Raw genomic sequence first — 19,438 nt, forward strand, 5'->3', positions numbered from 1 at the left:
GGGCCCGTGAACGAATACGACGGTGAAGAACTAGGCGTACGATTCCGACTCTCGCCACCATTTCATATACAGTCCCGCAAATTCATAGCTCGCTCTGCAGAACTTCAACAATGCTTTGCGTGTTGGGGCATCGATGGCGAGACCAAGATCATGATCGATGATCTGCCGCCGCTGAATTTCAGGCTTGAGGGGCCTCCGGGTGTCGGAAAGAATGAGATTGTGTATGAACTAGCGCGGCAACTGGACCGGCCACTCTACGTCATACAAGGTCATGAAGAATTGACTCCTGAAGACCTCGCGCTCGTATTGGTTCCCGATGCTGAGGAGAGTGCGTCGGGCGCGATGCGATTTTCCTATAACGCGAGTCCGCTGGTTACAGCCTTAAGGAAAGGAGCGCTTTTCTTTTTTGACGAGATCAACCGCGTGCCGGAGCGAACACTTGCGCCACTAGCATCGGTTCTCGACGAACGAAGACGGATCTACTCGGCATTGGTGGCGCGCGACATTGCTCCACCGGATGAGCTGAAACGGGGTTCTTTTCGATTTTGTTGTGCCATGAATCCTGAGGGGGCGGCACGGGGAGCTCTGCCAGAGTACATTGACGAACGTACGCTGCCAGTAATTCGGATTGACTACTTGCCGGTGGAAGACCTCATTGCTGTGCTGGAGAACAAGCTGGTGCCTCCAAAGGAGCTCCTCGACGCGTTTCGCAAGTGGTATGAGGAAGAGGCTAAGACGCAGCTCTCTACGCGGCAGGCGACGACCCTCGTTCAGTACGCAATGGCCGTGTCAAGGCAAAAAAAGGCATCGTCCTTGGATACGATACGCACGGCGAGTGCTCAAGTCGGAGTAAAGCGGAAGGGAGACGAGGCCGCCGAGGATCCTGACGAAGAGCAATCTGATTTGGAAGAGTCTGCCCAATGAAAACGGAAGCATTTTCAATTCGCTTCCAGAATCTCCATTTCGTACCGGTAGTCCGGCATCAATTGTCGTTTGCGGTTTGTGTCCGGAGTGCATTTTTTGAGCTGGCGCGCGATCGTCCGTGGACAGATGAGGACTTGGTGGCCATTGCACTGCCTATGTCCATCGGCAAAGAAAGCGAACGAATTCTGAGCGGCCAGAAAGAGGGGTGCTTGCCGGTAACGCTGCTGTATGCCTCGTGGGGCGCGGTAGCACCGAGAGAGGTGTTTGCAATTTCCCCCACCGATGCCTTTGCGGAGGCGATGCGCCTCGCAATCGAGCATCATGTTTCACTTTCCTACATCGATTCTGAAATCTCGCCGGATGATTTTTCACTTCGCCGGTGTGCGGATCATCCTTTCTATCCGGATAGTACGCTCGTTTTGGAGCCATTGATCGGCTGCAAAGGCTATATTGAGCTGATCCGACAGCTGTGCGCCGAACCGCCCGTCCGCTTTGAACCAACGGATACTTGGCGCGAACAATTCCTGGCAGCAAACCTGCGACGGTTGCATCGCAACTATCGGCGAGTGCTCGTGATCTGCGAGGCCCAGCACTACTTGGCGCTGCCGAAGCTTATTGTAACTGCAACGGGCGCACCAAGTGTCTCAAGGGCTGTCGTTAGCCCGGACAAAATATATGAGATCGATAAGCCGACGACTCACGCTCTGCTCCAGTATCTGGGGGAGTTTCCTAGGCTCACTGAAGAATTTCAGCGTTCAAGATCCAAGAGCAATGCGGTATTTCAGCCATATCAAGAGCTTCTAAATTTGGTCTGGCGGTTCGGCTATGCAGACTTGGATGATAAGCCCTCGTCGCGGCGGGTAAAAGTGTTCGCAGAATACCTACGTAGGCTCACGCTATCGAGACGTCGTGTTATGCCAAATCCTAGTGATTTGGGCGAAGTGTGCCGTAGCTGTCTTGGGGACGATATAGCCAGCAAAGTGATTTACAGATTGGGGGAGTATCAAGACCAACTAACTCTTGAGCGAATAAAGATTCGCAAGGGGGTTATGAAGGGTACGTTTGTTGTCAAGCCGCAGCCCGTCATGCGGGGCGTTGTTTCCCGGTCCTGCGGCGGCGAGACGAGTGGATACGTGCCAGAGCCTCGTCCAAAGCCTCCACCTAAACGCCGGCCAAAGTCGAAGTCGCTGACTGTCCAACGTTCGATTTGGGACGATATGAGATCAAAAGCTGCATATATCGCGGCATCGCGTGAACGCGAAGCCCAAACGCGAGAATTTAGGGGCGCCATTGAGGGGGGAATCGATGTTCGTCGCACTTTGCGTGCGTCGCAAAACGTCGTGCCAAAAGTCTATGTCGTTTCTCGTCGGCTAAAGCGGACGAACATCGACTACAAGCACGAGCCGATAGTTTGGCTCCTTAGGCCCGACGTAGAGGCCGGACTCGAATGCACGCAGTCAGAACAGATGAGTATATCGGTTCCTTCCCAGTCCCGTGCCGTTGACCCTCAGGAAAAGATCCCGTTTCGGGCTCAAGATGGATCATTCAGGCTCCGCATGCAGAAGGTATATGGAGTGCTCGATTTGGAAGGAGTTTGGAAAGCCCCTGTACCAGCCAATGAGATGAAGAGTCGCCTGAAGAAGTGGGATCATGGTGCCTACTTTCATCAAACTGAGGCCGGATGCGTGTTCCACGAGCTTGAAACTTGCGCGGGTGATCTATCTTGGCCTGAAATTTTGATGCGAACCGCGGTGCTGGCAGCACGACGAGGGGTAATGGTCGTAAAGCCAGAGGACTACAATATACCTGCTTCGGTATGGCCCTTTGCGGCACATTGCGGAGTGAAGATCATTCCGATTGCCCTTTCTAGCTTCAGCTCCGTTGAACGCGCCAAGTTGTCATTCACCCTATCCGTCGAGCTGACTGTTCCGGTAGACCTAGTACGTAGTCGAATATTTGCGACGGTGAGTAAGTTGGGCTTAGGCTGATCGACTAACTCAAATTTCATTGCATTTATGGCCGAACGTCCCTGCCTCGATCGTCGACTGCCCGTCTCGGGCAAGGATTTCAACGGAGCTGCGACCCATGCGCGCGGACGCCGACCCCGAGCGCCTATCTTCTGTGGTCGACCGCTAGAGATGACCCAAAGCCAACGACCAGCGACGGAGCACCTTCCGCCGCGGTGACTCAAGCGTACGAAGCGCTCCATTCTTCGAAATCGGCCTCGACCGCCGAAGCCGTCGATTTGGCCGTCTCGTAAAGCCAGCCTGGATCCCTCCGTTCGAGATCGTCAAGGATCGCCTGCCTAAGCCGCGACGTCGAAGCGTGAATCGATCCAATCTCAGAGCCCATTGCCCGCAATAGCTTCGTGTCCAGCTTTTGATCGAAGTCCGAGTCACGCTCGAGCTTTCGCGTGTCCGCGGCGATGCGGCGTACGATGAACCCGCGAGCCGTACGCAGGAAGGGATCAGGTGCGGAAGTGACCCCGTTCATGACGTCGTCCAGTTTGCTCGCGCGGTCGGGGTTTCCGGCCGCCCAGTCCCAGCCCGATGATATCAACGCCTTTGCCTCGCGAGCTATGCGACCGCCCCGCCATCGCGCGACCGCAACGAAACGCGGTCTCCCGAGGCTGCCTCCTCCCTTGCTGGCGCGCGCGAACCGTTCGAGCTCGGACCCCGCGGGGAGGCTCGCGCGCAGCGCCGTTTTCGCCTCTGACGACGGGCTTGCGTCGGGATATTCGTCGATCTCGTTCCAAAACGACTCGCGCTGCTTGTCCGTGACCGCGACATAGTCCCTCATCCACATTTCCTTTTGGTCGAGCAGGGTGGGACCGGGGTCGCGCAGTCCGTCGCCATAGCCTTCGAAGATTGCCTGCGCGGCTTCGCGATTTCCGACGCTGAAGTCGGCGAGACGTACGCTGACCGTAAGCCTGAGGATGTCGGAGGCATACGGGATCTCGGCGGCATCGTCGTAGTCGTTGACGCCCCATACCAGCCTCGTTTCAGCATCCCGCCAGGTCCCGAAGTTCTCGACATGGACGTCGCCGACGGCGAGAGGAGCAGGCAGTCCCAAGATTTCGGGAGCGGTTGCCTTGACGGCGTGTGCCCACCGGAAGAACGTGGCCCTCAGGAACTTGAAGGCATTCTTGCTCATTCGGTCGTGCTTACGCTCGAGATCGTCCTCGACGACGTCGCAGACCGTTCTCATCCAATTCTCGTAGGCCGTGTTTTCCTCTACGAAAGACATCCTTAGCCCTCTGTCCGACATCCGGAAGACGGTCAAAGCCAAGATCGCAGCGATTGGAAATTCGAACCCGACCGGAAGTGAGCGCCGCCTCGGTATAAGCGTACCCGGTCCTGACCAGAAGCCGACTGGTATCGGCGGAAAATTTCGTCAACCGCGCGGGCACCACGTACACCTTTACCCTTCAAGAAACTCCTCCAACGTCGTGCGGCGAAAGCCTTGTGGGACCGCGCTTTCGGGATCGGCGATGCGCGGCGCTTCGGTGATCGCAGATTCCGGAATGACGGGCCGTGATGCACGATCCCAGTCGAGCTCGAATGCCTCGCGATAATACTGGGCGACGTCGCTGTCGTCGAACAGGAGACTCGCATCGCGGTTTAGGGTAACCCCGTTGCCGCTCCAGTTATGGCTGCCGACCAGGCAGCGCTTGCCGTCGACGATCATGCCCTTGGTGTGCGTGCTTGGCAGGTGCCGAAGGCACTTGTTTAGGCTAAGGCCGCGCTTCTTGAGATCCTCAGCGCACGGGATCCAGGTACCGTGGTCCGAGCGCAGGATGACCCGCACGGTATCTATCTCTTTCGACTTTCTGATGAGCGCCTTCACCAACTTCTCGAGGTTGCCTGCAGCACTTTCCTTAAAAGAGTTGATGTAGGGAATCTGGAACAACAGCTCGTCTTCCGCGGATTCGATGAGATCCAGCACGGCATCGGTATAGACCTTTCCCCTCCTGTCAGGTGTCAGCAGCGGCTTGACCTTGACGCGGCGGTTGATCGTGATCGGATCGAAGATGCGCGATGCTGCACGCGCTTCCAGCTCAAATGCGATGGACTCCTCGATCGCAAGGGGAACGTCGACCAAGACATCCTCGATCACCGCCTCCTCGGTCCCGCCGTTCTCCTTGGAGAACTCCAGATCGGCGAGGATGTGGCTGCGGTAGCGGGTGGCAAGCGACTTGTTCTTGATCACCACGTGCCATTCACGGTTTCCCTTCTTGGCCCTGATGGCCTGGAGATCGTTGAGGTCAGCGGGGTCGATATAAGGCTGGCTCGAATTCTTCCAGTTGCCGCTCGACAGCCAGAATCGATCATCGTCATCCACCGTCACCTTGATGTGGTAGGAGTCGGCGATCAGACCGTTTGATCCCTCCGGCACGTAGATGCGATCAAAGTTGAAATTCCTTGCCCAATTTCGGAACACGGTCTTGCGATTGAAGTCGCCATCACCGACGCCTGCCCTGGTAACGCGCGTGGCGTTGTCGAGGGCCAGATCCATCTTGATGCCGCTCTCAAGCCGCTCCTGAATGGCGTCAGCGATGTGCTCTGCATGGAATTCGTACATCGAGGACACCATGCGGCCCTTGGCCTTAGCGATGTAGTCCGACAATACCGACCAGCTGCGTTCGGGACCGACACAGCAGGTCAGCTCCATCTCTTCATTGACCTGAGCAAAACTGAAATTGGCCCCAGTCCGGTCATCATCGTTGTAGGCAATCGAGGTGACCGCAGCCTCGCTGACGAGGTCCGCGCCGCCAAGCATGTCGACGATTCCGGCCATGCGAACGTCGACGGGGTGGCCGAGATACGCCGCGGGAACGCGCGCGCGCACCGCGGCGATCTTGTCGGGATGGGTGACAACATTGACGCAGGACGTTTCGGTGAACTCGCCGTTGCTGACGACAAGGCCGGAGCGGACGGTAAGGATGCCGTCGCCACGAAAGGCAGCCGCAAAGCGGCGCACCGCGTCCTCAATCGAGGCAGTCTCCGTTGCCGCTGCTGCCTGCGCGATTCCGCTCCCGGCGACCGGGGTGCCGATCGAGACGGTAATCGTGAGGGGAAGTGTGATCGAGACGGAGGCGGCCTGCCCCGTGGCTGCTGCCGCCGCCGGGGGTGGTGCCTGGGTTACGCCGGCAATTGCCTGACCGCTGCTGCGGTCGGTTACGATCGTTTCCGGGGTCTCCCACGGTCGCCGTTTCAGGTAGTTGCGGATGGTGGAGGCCGGCACGGCATAATTCTCCAGGACATAGGCGCCAGCGAAATGCAGCGCAACTGCTCTGCCGGTCGCTAGGTCGATGACCGCCGAGCCTGAATTGCCGCCAAGCGTGGTGCAATCATGCGTCGCCCAGCCGCGCGAATTCGGCATCACGACTCCCGGCGCGGCGCGCTTGACGTCGTAGCGGCCGCCGAACACACGTTCCATCCAGGCCTGATCAGGGATGACATCTTCCCCCGCCCGTGCCGGATAGCCGATGACGGCCACCGATGTGCCCGCGGCAGCATCGGTGTCGGCAAGCAGGACGCGGTCCTGCTGTGCGCCATCGCTGCGGCGGCCGATCTTCAGGAACGCGATGTCGGCAACCTGTCGCGACTCGATGAAGATGATGCTTTCGACCGGACTGGCGATGCTCGAGTCGCTATCCATCTCGTGCTTCCAGTTCACGGTGGTGACGATCGGATCGCCGAACCGACCAGGCAGGAAGGTGAAGCGTCGGCCGTCGCGGCGGCCGATCAACTCGGCCACATGGCTATTGGTGACGACGATGTCAGGCGCGATCAGCCAACCGGTGCCGATGAAGCTCGTATTTCGTGGGAAATTGGCGACATCGATACGGCCTACGAGTGGAATGACCGGCTTGATTTTGTCGGCGGCAGCCAAGAGCCGCTGCACCATCATCACCCCGTCCGGCGGTTCAATGAACGCCGGCGAGCCCACAACCGTGTCTGCCTTGATCGGCACCACCGGCCGACCAGGGCGCACCATCGTTTCGATCGTTATCGGCACATCCAGCGAGGGCGCCGCTTCCGCGACGGCCGCCTCCAATCCCATCATTTGGCGCGCGGCCGGCTGCATGGCGGCAGCGCGGGCGTTGATCGATTTGGCAAGATCCGGGTCGAAGCGCTCGAGGTTTTGCAGCCAGTTGCTGATCTTTTCCGGCGTCAAGCCGAATTGAATTGGATGAGCCATGTTCTTCCCCTTAACCGTCGTTGATCGTCCAGATGCAAAGGTGTCAGTCGTCGACGACACTCTTGCAAGCGGTCGCGGTCGGCGGCGATGTTCGCGCAACGAGGCATTAGTAACTGAGAACGGCACCCCGAGGCTTGCGGCCACATTTTCTTCATCCAGAAACTGCAACTTCAATGAAGAAGATTTGTCGCCCTCGCGCCGGCGAGAACCCAACATGGCAGGCGCTTCAGGATCGGCAGTTGCCGGCGGTCTGTAAGATATCTGACGGCGCAGCAACTCCTGCCAACTGTTTTCCCGCGGCTCCCATACAATGTAGGGGCCCCAAGCCGCGGAACTTGCAATTGTATTCCATAACGTCGGATCCACCCAGATGCGTCCCTCGCGTCCCGCATGTTGGCAGAGATATTTCCAGCTAACCCAAAACATTGGCGGTTTGGTAATCGTTACAGTTTCCCGGGGCAGCAATCCTGCACGCGCCTTCAATGCAACGAGATCACTTGTCAGATCGGGTGACTCACCCACAAGCTTCATCAAATTAGCAACTACTTCGCGCGCGACGTCTTCCGGTTTATTCTTCGGGTCCACTTCCAGCTCGCGGCCCGTGGCCAAATCTTCTTGAGGGTTATCTGAGCGTTCGGCGGCCTCGAGATAAAGGTGCAGCCCCGTAATTCCGGCGATTGGATTTTCGTATTTTCCCCAAAGCAGATTGTCGATCAGGTTCTGAGAGACGAAGATCGGCTGGGTCGTTTGCAGCGCATTGCGTGCCACCTCGATCGTTTCATAGTGGTCGAAATACACCACGGAACTCTTGGGGGGTGACATCTGGATCGATACGTCGATCCACTCGTGGCGCGCAGCGTCGCCTTCAGAGCTGGAGCGCGCGCTCAGCCAGTTGCGTCTACGCAGGAATATCCTGGTTTGCCATTTAGGTGCGATCGGAATGGTCTGCCTGACGGTTTGAGCTCCGTCGGATACTTCGAGCAGATAGCATCCGGGTATATAGGGGAGCCAGATAGCGCCCCACCGCTCCCGTCCTATCTGACTGACGGTGCTGTTGCTTTGCGCGATGTTGTAGGCCAGGTCATCGCGGCGCCATGGCATAACTCGCAGACCGCTCAATGGATGAGCGCAGATCGCGCCTTCAGTGATGTGATGGCCCATGATCAGCAGGCCTGGTTCGTCGGCGCGGTCCGAAAACACGGCATCATGGCCAGGTTCGCTGGCCGTCCGAGTTGTGAAGGCCGCGGTCGCGAGCGCTTCGACCTTGCTACCGTCGGGGCCCAGCATTGGACCGATGGGCGCAATCGCCGGGAATTCGTTGACCGGGAGAGAGACACCCTGATCAGAGTCGAGGTCCAGCAGTTGCTCCACAGTGCCCCCGCCTCGCGCAACCTTGACCTTGTACAGCCCGCGGTTCAAGTCGACGCTTATGTCACCCACGCCGCGGTGAATGACTTGCAGTTTCGCATCCATGACGAGAATTTGTGCGTCGGCATGGCTTGATACGGTGAGTCTAGGCAAGAATCACCTCCGCAGCGATTCCTGAGGCAATTTCAAACAGCCGCGAGAAGCCTGGTGCCTGAGCCCGATAGATGCCAAGCCCGAGCGGCAGCGTCACGGCTCCATTCGCGATCGCTCCGCTTGCGATCCGCCGTCCGTCCGTATCCCAGATATCGAGAACGACGCCATCGGCGAGCGCAGCCTTGAAGACATATTTGGGAAGCGGGACGCTGGCGAACTCAAGTTCTGCCCGCTCCGGAAACATGGGATCGACCGGATGCTCGTTGCCTGAGTCAGCGACCACGCTGCTACCGACAACCCCATGCGGATTCTTGAAATACGAGATCAAACCCGAGGTGCGAACCACGCCGTCACCGTGCGCGGCCGCACCGCCAAGACCCCGCAAAAGCCTGTTGGTGAAAAGCCCCCCTATCTCGCCCTTGGGACCGATGGGGCCTTCGAAAGACTCGAGCGTCGGGCCAGCTGCGAATCCCATGACCACCTTGCCGCGGCCGTCCTGACGTGCGGCCGTCTTCTTCAGCAACGGCTTACCGCCATCGTAAAGAAACGTGCGCGTGGCGCAGCAATCCATGAAGAGCACGTACTCATCGAAGTAGAGCTGGTCGGCGAACCAATCGATCCAGGAGGTGGCCTGAATGTTCGGAATCCAGCTATCGCCAAGCGCATTGGCCGTAATGAGGGCCAAATTTCTGGGCTCGGGCATGAAACCGTGCCCGGCCATATAAACGTATAGTCTTCTGCCGAGCCGCTGAATTGGTTTGCCCTGCGATTCAGCAAGATAGCTTATAAAGCCCTGCGTCACGTCATCCGGCGTGGGGCGCATGTCGGAAACGGTCCACGAGTTGTTTCCGGTCCCGTCCGACGTAATCAGCGTTACGTGCGCCTTTGCAGACGTCACGAGCCAATCCGCCATCCGCTTGGCGTCCCAGACTGGTCCTAAAAGCGGCTTGAGGCCAAGCTTTGGATAACTCGCGATCCCCACTACCAGAGCGCGATCGGGATCGGTCGGGGTGGGGGGCATGTTACGGATTCACGCGAAGGGCGAACGCGGACCATAGGCTTGAAGAATGAGTGCCTTGTCCTGTTCGGTCAAACGCGAGTTGAATGGCGTTGTAAATCCGTTGTTCGTCCATCGTGGCGGGATAGGGTACATCATGATGGAAAGCGGATCCACGTCGGTGGCAAATATTTCGTCCGGTCGAAATTGAGCGAACATGTTGGCCTGGATGGTCGCATCATCCCAATTTTGAGTGCGTTTCAAATCGGAAACGACGTTGGGAACGTTCCAATCGATTCTTTGGCTTGGATTGAGATGCTCATGGATCAGGCCAAGCGCGTGACCAAATTCGTGAAGCACCACGGATTGAGCTTTTTCCTCCTGAAGGTCGACGGTCATCCAGCCAAGATTCATCGTTGCAGCGTTGCTATCGACGCCGCGCCCGTAGCTCCCCAAAACGGACCACGATCCCTTGTCCGGTCTGAAGGAAATCCGGATGTTGGCTTGCTTAGGGTCGCGCGGTGTGTCGATCCAGAACTCGAACGTAAAATCGGCTTTACTTTCTGTCGGCCAGCGTTGCGCGATGGCTTCGACCCGTCGATGTAACGCGATAGATCCTTCGAGGAAACCGACGGTCAGGCGAGCGCCCCGGCCCCAAAAAGCACGATTAAGCATTGCGGCGCGCGCATTGAATCCGCGGCGAGCCGTTGGTGAAGCCTGCTCGACGTGATCGATGGTGGAGCAAAAATGCGTGTCGTCCATTGTCGGAACTCCGCTTGTGGCTCAAAAATTCCTCGACGCATAAACGATCTTGTCCTTGTCTTCCGCCCGGAAGCACTGGCTTATCGGGGCTCCGCTGCCGCCCTTACTCGCCACATTCGAATCGGTGCTTCCCCAATAGCCGGCCGGTGCCCAGCCTGCGGGGTTCAGTGCGCCTGCCACGACGACCGCGACGTGCCCTTCTAGACGCGGCTCGGTGAAGTCTCCCGATTTGATTCCGGCGATAACGAACTTCCCCTGCGTCGCCGCATCACGGGCAGCGGGACCGTTCGCAATGCTCGTCCAACCGGCGCCCTTGATCTCGTCAACGATTTGATCGGCGGTACCACTCAATGTGATATTGAGCTGCCTGGCGACTTCGATGGCGAAGAAGTTGCAAGCGTCCTTCTTTTCCGGCCAAACTGCCTTGCAGGTATCGATGACCTTTTGGCTGTTCGGGTTTGGCGCTGCCATCGTCGGTGGGGCTGCCATCGCGGGCGGCGGGGCCAGCGCGGACGCCACCGGCTTGGCGGCGTCCGGGGCCAGATAAAAATTCTGCACCGTGCCCGGGTTTTGACCATGGAAGCGTGGCGAGTATCCCGGCGGCTCAATGTCCATCGCCGCTACGGTACCGCGCACATCCTGGCCATAGCCATAGTCGGGTCCTGGGTTGCGCCTACGCCCATCGAGAAACCAATCGGCGCTGAAGTTATCCGAGACGCCAACAAGAATGATCAATACCAGGAAGTACAGGAAGAAGCCCACTGCAAGCCCGATCCCGTAGGCACCGAACAAGTCTGTACTTGAATCGAAAAGCTTGAGAACAGCAGCGCCACCAATGGTTCCTACGACAGTCGTAATGTCGCTAATCTGTACATCGCCTTTGCGATATCGATTGATGTAGTACAAGTACCAACCGAGTATCATCCCGAAAGCAAAAGCCCCGTAAGTCTTCAGATCCATCTCATTCCCCCAGAAAAATACTTCGATTCGACATCCTGATTGAGTATCGCAACATCGTCAGCGCTGCGGCGCCTGTCATCAATCCGGCAATGCAGTGCAGCAGGCCCGGATAGCCGGTGTAATTCCAGGCGAGCAGAAGGGCCAACGTCCAGAAAAAGATCGCGAAAAAGAGCGCGCGCCAACGAAATCGCGAAGGGTCAGGCGGACAGTGTACGGACACAGTGAGCCACCCGACGACCAATCCCAGTGTGATCGCTCCCGCCAGCTCCATCGAATTCCAAATGGATGCGTGAAGACGAAGGTGTCGAACACCCGCCCTCGGTCCAGACCCAAGATTATCCGTCGAGACAGTCCAATTTTCTTGATTTCAATGTAAGGTAGTCTAGGTCCGTTTGACTTCGGTTTGCAACGGAAAATTGAACTGCGGCGATTTTTGTGCGTCAATGTCCGTCGGACATATTGCGTCCGGCTCGCGTCTCGGGGGAGGAGGCGATGGTTCTTGCTTTTCGTCTTTATGGGTTTTTCCAATGGCCACCGCTTCCAGATCCGCCCGACCACGACGTGCCACCGAAGCTGCAGGCGGGCATGGTCGAAATTCACTTCGATCAGCTCAAGACCAATCCGGTGAACCCGACGCCGGAAGATCTGGAATACAAGGCCTTCCTGCGGTGGCGGCCCGGCACCGTTCAGCCGGACAGCGGTCCGGCCGAGCTTCCGAAAAAAGCGGACAATGTCTATTCGATCCCCGAGCCGAGCTCGCGCTTCAATGACGCGGACGAAACTCTATTGTGGATATTCGATCCGGCAAAAAAAGGAGAGCGAAAGCTGGCGTTCCGCGGCGCCTTCCTGTTTGAACAGTATCTCGATAGCGCGCCAAAAGCTCCCGAAACGGTTTGGCCTCTGGTGCGCGAATGCCGATACAACACCAATGAGCCGACGTATTTTTCCACGCTGATCATCGGCCAAAGCGGGAACGACAATTTTCGCTTCGACCTCCAATTGCCGGTGCCCTTCCCGCAAACGAGCCGATCCGCACCGGGAGAGCTCAACCCAGCAACTCTGCCGCTTTCGACGGTGTACCTGCCTAGGCGAAAAGAGCGGACCGCACTGACCCGCATCAACGTGCTGGTTATGGGGGCCTCGGGCCGAAAGCGGACCAGAACGTTCGAGCAGAACGAGTATTTCAATGTCAGTGCAGCCGATCGCCGGCTTGGCCTGTTTGGTTTCAGTTCGGGAGGGAATGAGAGCTCGAGAGGCTTTGCTGTTTGTCGCGGGAATTTCGTCAACGGTCATACGCCGGTCCTGGTCAAGCACTTCTGGCCAGATCCAAATCTCGGCAACAGGGTCATGGAGACCAACTTTGTTCTCCAGATCCTGCGGCGCTTCGGTTTCAGATTTCATCCCGAAGATTTCACGGGACTCGCTCTTGGCAGCCGCGATGAGAAAGACCTCAGCATACGATTTCCACGACCGCTCGACGAAGCCGAAAAGAGCACGGAAGGAAACAGAAGGGGGAGTCTCGTCTATCGGCTCGCGGTCGCGACACGCTCGCACGGCGAATCCGACGACCTGAGCTGGGATGCCGATGGCTTCGGATTTAGGTTGCAGGAGGAGATTGGAGGAGTCCTGCGGATCGATTCCCCGAAGGTCTTCGCCGACGTTACACTGTCCTGGTCCATTCCAACCGATAAGATATGGGCGAAGGATCGCAGGTCCGACTGGACGCTACGACATACCCTGCGCTTTCACTGGACCGAGACGCTCGGTAGTGGACCGTTGGCCGCAAGGGCGGATCTTGATGAAAGCGGAGACTATCACCGGGGGACGCTGAGCGAGGCGGCCGCTGCAATGACGGCGCTGCAAGTTGCGCTTCGCCAGGCCGAGGGCGGGCAGCCGCAATCGCTTCTGCCGAATCTGTCGGTCGACGTGGACGACCAGACGGTGCGCTTCGGGCTGTCGCTTCCTGCGATGGAGCTCCCGGATCGCACAAGCACAACTCCTTTCGATATCGAAGGTTTGTTGCTGGCGGGATCAGATGGCCCGCTGCGACGGCCGGCGCGTCTCTCGCTGGCCGACGCGCGGGATCTCTTACCCAGTGAGACATCATCCGATCTTCGGCTGTCTGCGACGTTTCCGGCGTTCTTTCTCGGCGAGGCTCAAAAGCGTCGCTTGCCGCTTCTTTTGTCCACGGACCGGGAATGGGTGAACTCCGATATCCAGTTCGATCCGAACCAGGTCCGATATTTCGCTTCCTTCAAAATGCGCTGGGGACAGAAGCCGGCAAAGGCCAAGTTCGCCGGACGCCTTTCCTCTCTGCAGTTTGGCTTCGACACAGAAACGGTCTTGCATCAAAGCGATGGCGGGACCGACGAGAGCAACAGGCCCGACAGGTTGAAAACCGGCGGACCGGGCGTACGATTCGCCGGCCGCACCGGCGGTGCGCGCCTCGTCAGCAAGACGCCGACGGCTGTCTCTTTGTCGGCCAAGCTCGGCGTCGAAGCGATCCAGCCAGTTGGCGTCGATATTCCCCGCAGCGACCGCACCGGACGACCGGGGCCATTGCTTATTCCGCTCGGGAGTGAGGATGAAGCCGCCGGTTTCGTGCTGGAGTTCGAGGAGCAACTCTCCGCCACTCATGACCGGTTGCTGACTGCAAGCATCTACGATCAGAACGCCGAAACGAGCGGACGAGACTACGTCCTGCTCTCTCAGGAGCCGTTTTCGGTATTGCGTTTCACCGAAGCACGCATCGGCGCGCGGGGGGATGCCGCCAATGCTGCCGTAGCGGCCTATTCCAGCGACGACCGCATCTGGACGTTGAAGCAGGTGGCGGAGCATTATCATTACACTTTGCCACCACAGGTGATCGGCGAAAGTGCCGACAAGCCGCGCAGATTGCATATCCACGATCTACCTGAGGGGACCGTTGCCGCCAGGCGCCCGGTACCACCGTTCGACGATGACGCTCCTGCCCGGGACATCAATCATCCGGAGTACGATCCGAAGCTCTGGCATGACCTTCATCGCAGGGCGGTTGAATTTCGGCTGACACCATCGACCGAGATATGGGTCCGCCCGAGTGACGTTGAACGCGGCTATTTCATGCCCGCGTGGGAAAGCTACGAATTGTTTCGTCAGCGCGGCGAAGCAGGGCTAGGCGTGCGCCTGGCTGCCTTGCGTGGCGAGTTCCTCTATGGCCTTGCCGTCGGCATTGACGTCGCGCGCGAGGGCGGCGTGGCGCGTCAGGCTCGGGTTGCCGAAATCCAGGCGCTGACCGGAAGCGTGCTGGGCGAACCGCGCCACGACTCCGCTGGAGCGCTCGCCAAGCGCTGGAATGCGCTGGCGAGTGCGGTCTCGCGAAGACCCGAGCGGCTCGAGGTCTGGGCCTTCGATCCGGGGTCGGCGGTCGATTTCGCGCCGGCGCGCTTCTCCGATGGCGTTACCTTTGCGCTTCGCAGCACCGCGTTGCATCGCGCGCCGGTGAAAGGCCGTAATGACGAATTCGAAAGCCCCGCCGCTTATGTCAATGCGCCAGCGGATAAACCGATCCGCTTCCACCCCCAAGGTCTTAGCGGTGGCGCGCTCTGGCCGGTGGAGTCCGCCAATCTCTTCCGTGCACTGCTCGAACGGCCCGAGTCAAACGGTGGTTCTATCGAGGGGATCGCTTTGTCGCCGCTGGGCGGCGACGCGGTGCAGAAGGCGGAGTTCCTCAATGGCATCGTCTCCATAATCAGCGAAACCAAGAATGGGTTCGTGCAGCGTCAACAGGTCGAGGTCATAGGCCGTGTCGGAGCGCTTTGGCACCGCGCCAAACATGTCGTCATCTACGAACGAACGACAAACCCCACTGCGCAGTTTGCGCCACTCTACGAGGACGATCCGAAGGGCAATCGATCGCGGCGCCCGATCCTTCGCAAGGTGCGCGAATACGTTGAGTTCATCGAATGGGATCGCGGCTATCCGGATTTTCCGGAGGCGGTATCGCGCAGCACCGGTTTCCTTGATCGCGTACGCTTCAACTCCCGAATCATCAACGTCGACAGTGCCTGGAGCCGCGATGTCGGCAAGTTCGGTTGGGAAATTCCGTTGTGGAATCGCGCGAGCGCGCGCCAGCGGCCGCAGGTCTATCCGATGCCTGACGTCGCGTTCGTCACTGCTGCGGAAGGTGACGGCGAAAAGCCGGCAGTGGCCCAGGAAACCCGCGATCCCGAGAAGCTGTATTTCTTTGCCGATTTTTCCGCGCGCACCAGTGACACCAATGTGTGGCAGGTTCGGCAGGTGGTCGACTACAACAACGCGCCGTCGTCGACGAACCTGGCGGCAATCGTTGACGCGAAGTCGACGACCGATCCGCTCGATGCTTCCTCGCGCCGCCCCAGCGTCAGCCGAGTGCTGCCCGGCGTCAGCCGGTTCACTTGGCGACTGGCGCCTGCCGCCCGCAAGAGCGCGCTCAATGCTGGACGTTCAGCCAAGCCAGTCTACGTCGGGCTGGATTCCGTGACGTTCATGCGTAGCACGCAGAAGATCGCGGAGGTTCCGAACGACCTAAAGGACGTTCTCAAGGTCAAGTCCGCGATCGGCGATCCTGCCGCGTATGCTGCGATCATCGGCACTGGCTACTGGACGTCGGACGGTGGCGCAGGACCAGAGAACGTCGGCGCCTATACGGCCGCAATCAAGGACGTCATAGACGCAGCGAAAGCGATCAAGTCGCCCAAAGAGGCCGATCTGCCGCCAGATCTCGCGCCGGTGCGTACCGCCGTGCAGAAGCTGAGGGCTGAGATTACCGGCCAGTTTCAAAAGGAGATCGCCAAGAAGGTCGGCCCCGCATTTGAGGACGCCAAGAAGTTCAGCCAGTCCGTCAAGAACGTGAGCGCGCTGATCGGAAGCGGTCAGCAGCAATGCGAGAAGTTAAAGGAGGACGCCCTCGCGATGGTCCGCGGCAAGTCCGCGTTGATCGTCGAAAACATTCGGGTCTGGGAAAATGACGCGGATACGGCGGTCGAGAACGCCTGGAGAAAATTGACGGGCCTGACCTCGGGTACTGAGCCAACCAAAACAAATCTCCTCCAGTTGCTTGCAGACGACGTCATCGATCTAGTTCGACCGGTTTTCACCGAGGCCAGTACGGACGTCGGGCGTGGCGAGGAAGCTGTGGAGACCGCACGCGCGATCATCGCTGACGTTGACGCGGAGTTCGAATCGATCGTCGCGCGAGCCCGCTCGCGGGTGCGAGAGTTTGCAGCTTCCTACGATCGCGGTAAGCCGTGGTCTCCCTCCCGACGCGCCTCATTTCAGGCTGGGCTGTATTCTGCCATCAGCAGCGTGGCTGACGATGTGCATGGCGCGATCGACGAGGCGCAACATCGTTTGGGAGTGGAACTCGGTAACGCCAGTCAGGCGATCGGCGGCCATCTCGCCAAGTTTCTGAGCGGCGTGGGAGGGGCCGAGGCCGCCGCGCTGGATCAACTAAGTACAATCGAGAATTTGATCGACCATCTTCTGGCGCCTGTCGATTCCGGACTTGTGGAGCTTCTCAAGGGGAACGGCGTTCTCGATCAAGCTGGCCAGGATATTGCGAAAGCTCGCACGGAAGTTACGAACCAGATCGATGATCCTAAATTCCAGGAGTTGAAGGACGCGGCTCTAGGGGCGTTGCGGAGGGCCGACGACGGGCTCGTTGCCGTCCGTTCCAAGGCTGATCAGGCCAAACAGTTGAGCGCCACGGCCAACAAGCTCAACAAGGACACCGCGGCATCGGCGGTTTCGGGCATCCGCGAGCTGGCGGTGAAACTGGACGAAATCGTCAAGAGCATCGAGCCGATCGTCACGGAACTGACCGAGGCTGCGAAAAAGCTGAGTGATGCTGGCTTTGAGCAAATCGATGGTCTCTTCCACGGCATCTTTGCAGGTATAGAGGTCCAAGTTGGCGTGTTCGGCCGCTGGCTGGCGCGGAAGATCGAGATCATCGGAGACAAAATCGACCTCCTGGTAAAGGAAGTCGTCGATTCGCTCGATCTGGCGTTGCGTACGATCCGCACCGAAGTGAAGGAAATTGGTGCGCGAGTAGGTCCCTTGGCCGATGACGCGGCCAAGGCACTGAAAGGCATTCAGGACGCGCTAGCGCCCAATTCCTTGATGGAAGCCGTTCTGCGTAAGAAGGTGATCGAGCCTGCGCTGGACGATCTTCTCAAGCCGCTTCCGGAGAGCTTGAAAGCCGATACGACGGCCTTGAAAGAACTAAGGCAGTCTGCGGCCGAACGTCTGACCCTGCTCAGCACGGAAGTAAAGGACATCGTCGCCGGTCTTAAAAGCGATGCCTTGGACGCCATAACCGAGATTTCTGCATTTTGTTCGGTGATTGTGGAAGATGCGAATGCGGTGGCGAAGTATTTCGAGGATCTGAAAGGCGACGCCGAAACCTATGTAAAAAAGAAATTCGACGAACTCGTTGACCCGTTGGGGAAAGGGCTCGACGACTATGCCAAGGATTATAAAGGTCTCGAAAAACTGGTCTCTTCAGTCCAGGCCCTGGACTACACCGTCCGGGGCATCCAGAACGATCTAGGCCGCTCGGTGGAGAGCGCGCGGAGATATGGCGACCGAGTCATGGACGCTTTCTCGAAAGTCGATGTCTCCAATCCCCTTGCTGCACCGAGCAATATCCTCAAACTTTATTCGGCGGTTACCACGGCGCCCGAGATTGCGGCGCTCAAAGCCGATATCGATCGCATACGCGCCGGATTCGACGAAGCCAGCGACATCATCAATACCACGCGCGCGACGGCTCTCTTCAACCATCTCGGCGACGAACTGAAGGCGCTTGGAATCGCGCTACCTTTCGACGCCATCGGCGACAAAATACGCGCCGTCACGGACATTTCCTCGTTCGACTTTCCAAGGGTGTTCTCAAACCTCGGCGGCTCCAGCTTCGGTAAGCTCGCCAAGGGCTTCAAGATGCCGGCCGGCGCCGGTGACTCGATTCGACTTACGCATGATTTCGACAAGACCCAGATGAAGGCATGGGTCCAGGTCGACATCAATCTGCCGGTTCCCGGACGGTGCAGCCTGTTCTCTCTCGAGGTGTTTCAGGCCGACCTCGTCGAGATGCGGGTGACGGGTCAGGTCAGGCTGGAGGCTTCCAAAGACAGCGAAACTGTGAGCCAAACCGGGTTCGGTCGCGTCGACGCAAATCTGGACATGGTCGTCGGCGGCCAGTCCATGGTGACGTTCCAGTCGCTTGCGTTTCATTTCACAAGGGAGAGCGGCCTCAAGGTCGAATTCGATCCATCGCGGATCAAGCTCAACCCGTCCTTCCAGTTCATCCAAGACTTGCTATCCAGTCTATTCCCCGATGAACTAGGTGGACTCAAGGTCATCAAGCGCGACGGGATTCCGGTAGGACTGGAGCACGAGTTCGCGCTGCCGGCGATAAGCCTGATGTTCGGCACGAGCGGCGTGTCGAACATTTCCATTTCCAACCGTTTCCAGCTTCTCGCCTATCCGGATTTCATCATCGCGGACCGCTTCAGCTTGTCGCGGCCGGAAATGCCATTCATTTTTTCGATATTCGTCATTGGTGGGACTGGCTACATCCAGATCGAGGCCGAATACCAGCCCTTCCGTAACGATCTTATGGTCTCCGTCGAGGCGGCCGCCGGAGGATCGGCGACGCTCGGTCTTTCGTTTGGACCGTTCTCGGGATCCGTTTTCATCGCGCTCAGCATCAGCATTACCTACCGCAAGCATATCGGGCGGTCCGGTGGCGGATTGACAATAGGGCTCGTGCTGGTCATCGCCGGCAGCGTAACCGTCTGCAGCATCGTCACGGTCGGCATCTATTTGTTGCTACGCATTAGCTACCGCGACAACGGTCAGGCCGATGCCGACGGCACGCTGTCGGTCACGATCAGCATTTCGCGCTTCTTCAAAATCCACGCCAGGGCCGATGTTCACTACAAGCTCCGAGGCGGACGTTCCGAGACGACGGTCAGCACGAGCGTCAACGCAGAGGCGGAGGACAAAAGGCTGCAGCAAGCCGCCGACAAGCTCAAGAAGGCAAGGGGCTGA

8 protein-coding genes are annotated in these 19,438 nt (G+C 58.5%); 3 read left to right on the plus strand and 5 right to left on the minus strand.

All coding sequences use genetic code 11. The features are described 5' to 3' along the window. Nucleotides 1-6: 6 nt before the first annotated feature. Complete coding sequence (locus NLM25_RS02415) at nucleotides 7-924, plus strand: AAA family ATPase (RefSeq protein ID WP_254135891.1); 918 nt, start codon at nucleotides 7-9, stop codon at nucleotides 922-924. Continuing rightward, complete coding sequence (locus NLM25_RS02420) at nucleotides 921-2,912, plus strand: hypothetical protein (protein WP_254135892.1); 1,992 nt, start codon at nucleotides 921-923, stop codon at nucleotides 2,910-2,912. Before NLM25_RS02415 ends, NLM25_RS02420 begins: the two co-directional genes overlap by 4 nt. Nucleotides 2,913-3,111: 199 nt before the next feature. On the opposite strand, the gene NLM25_RS02425 is transcribed toward NLM25_RS02420, so the two are convergent. From NLM25_RS02425 to NLM25_RS02445, 5 genes are all read right to left on the minus strand, one after another. Then, nucleotides 3,112-4,170 (minus strand): DUF2252 family protein, encoded by a 1,059-nt coding sequence (locus NLM25_RS02425; RefSeq protein ID WP_254135893.1) that lies wholly within the window; start codon nucleotides 4,168-4,170, stop codon nucleotides 3,112-3,114. Between the two features lie 174 nt (nucleotides 4,171-4,344). After that, a complete protein-coding gene (locus NLM25_RS02430; protein ID WP_254135894.1) occupies nucleotides 4,345-8,649 on the minus strand; it encodes a phospholipase D-like domain-containing protein in 4,305 nt (1,434 codons plus the stop codon). Beyond that, complete coding sequence (locus tag NLM25_RS02435) at nucleotides 8,642-9,670, minus strand: hypothetical protein (protein ID WP_254135895.1); 1,029 nt, start codon at nucleotides 9,668-9,670, stop codon at nucleotides 8,642-8,644. Before NLM25_RS02435 ends, NLM25_RS02430 begins: the two co-directional genes overlap by 8 nt. Before the next feature lie 9 nt (nucleotides 9,671-9,679). Beyond that, on the minus strand, nucleotides 9,680-10,408 hold the full coding sequence (locus tag NLM25_RS02440) for a hypothetical protein (RefSeq protein WP_254135896.1): 729 nt from the start codon (nucleotides 10,406-10,408) through the stop codon (nucleotides 9,680-9,682). A 21-nt stretch (nucleotides 10,409-10,429) separates the two neighbouring features. Then, on the minus strand, nucleotides 10,430-11,368 hold the full coding sequence (locus NLM25_RS02445) for a hypothetical protein (protein ID WP_254135897.1): 939 nt from the start codon (nucleotides 11,366-11,368) through the stop codon (nucleotides 10,430-10,432). Between the two features lie 492 nt (nucleotides 11,369-11,860). On the opposite strand from NLM25_RS02445, the gene NLM25_RS02450 reads away from it, so the two are divergent. Continuing rightward, nucleotides 11,861-19,438, plus strand: coding sequence for an apolipoprotein A1/A4/E family protein (locus tag NLM25_RS02450; protein WP_254135898.1), 7,578 nt, complete (start codon nucleotides 11,861-11,863; stop codon nucleotides 19,436-19,438).

The organism is Bradyrhizobium sp. CCGB01, from assembly GCF_024199795.1.
In the GTDB taxonomy this organism is placed as follows: domain Bacteria; phylum Pseudomonadota; class Alphaproteobacteria; order Rhizobiales; family Xanthobacteraceae; genus Bradyrhizobium.

Bases quoted from the DNA above. Each gene is read 5' to 3' on its own strand.
- NLM25_RS02420 (WP_254135892.1), top strand. From the start codon at position 921: ATGAAAACGGAAGCATTTTCAATTCGCTTCCAGAATCTCCATTTCGTA.
- NLM25_RS02440 (WP_254135896.1), bottom strand. From the start codon at position 10,408: ATGGACGACACGCATTTTTGCTCCACCATCGATCACGTCGAGCAGGCT.
- NLM25_RS02445 (WP_254135897.1), bottom strand. From the start codon at position 11,368: ATGGATCTGAAGACTTACGGGGCTTTTGCTTTCGGGATGATACTCGGT.
- NLM25_RS02435 (WP_254135895.1), bottom strand. From the start codon at position 9,670: ATGCCCCCCACCCCGACCGATCCCGATCGCGCTCTGGTAGTGGGGATC.
- NLM25_RS02450 (WP_254135898.1), top strand. From the start codon at position 11,861: ATGGTTCTTGCTTTTCGTCTTTATGGGTTTTTCCAATGGCCACCGCTT.
- NLM25_RS02425 (WP_254135893.1), bottom strand. From the start codon at position 4,170: ATGTCTTTCGTAGAGGAAAACACGGCCTACGAGAATTGGATGAGAACG.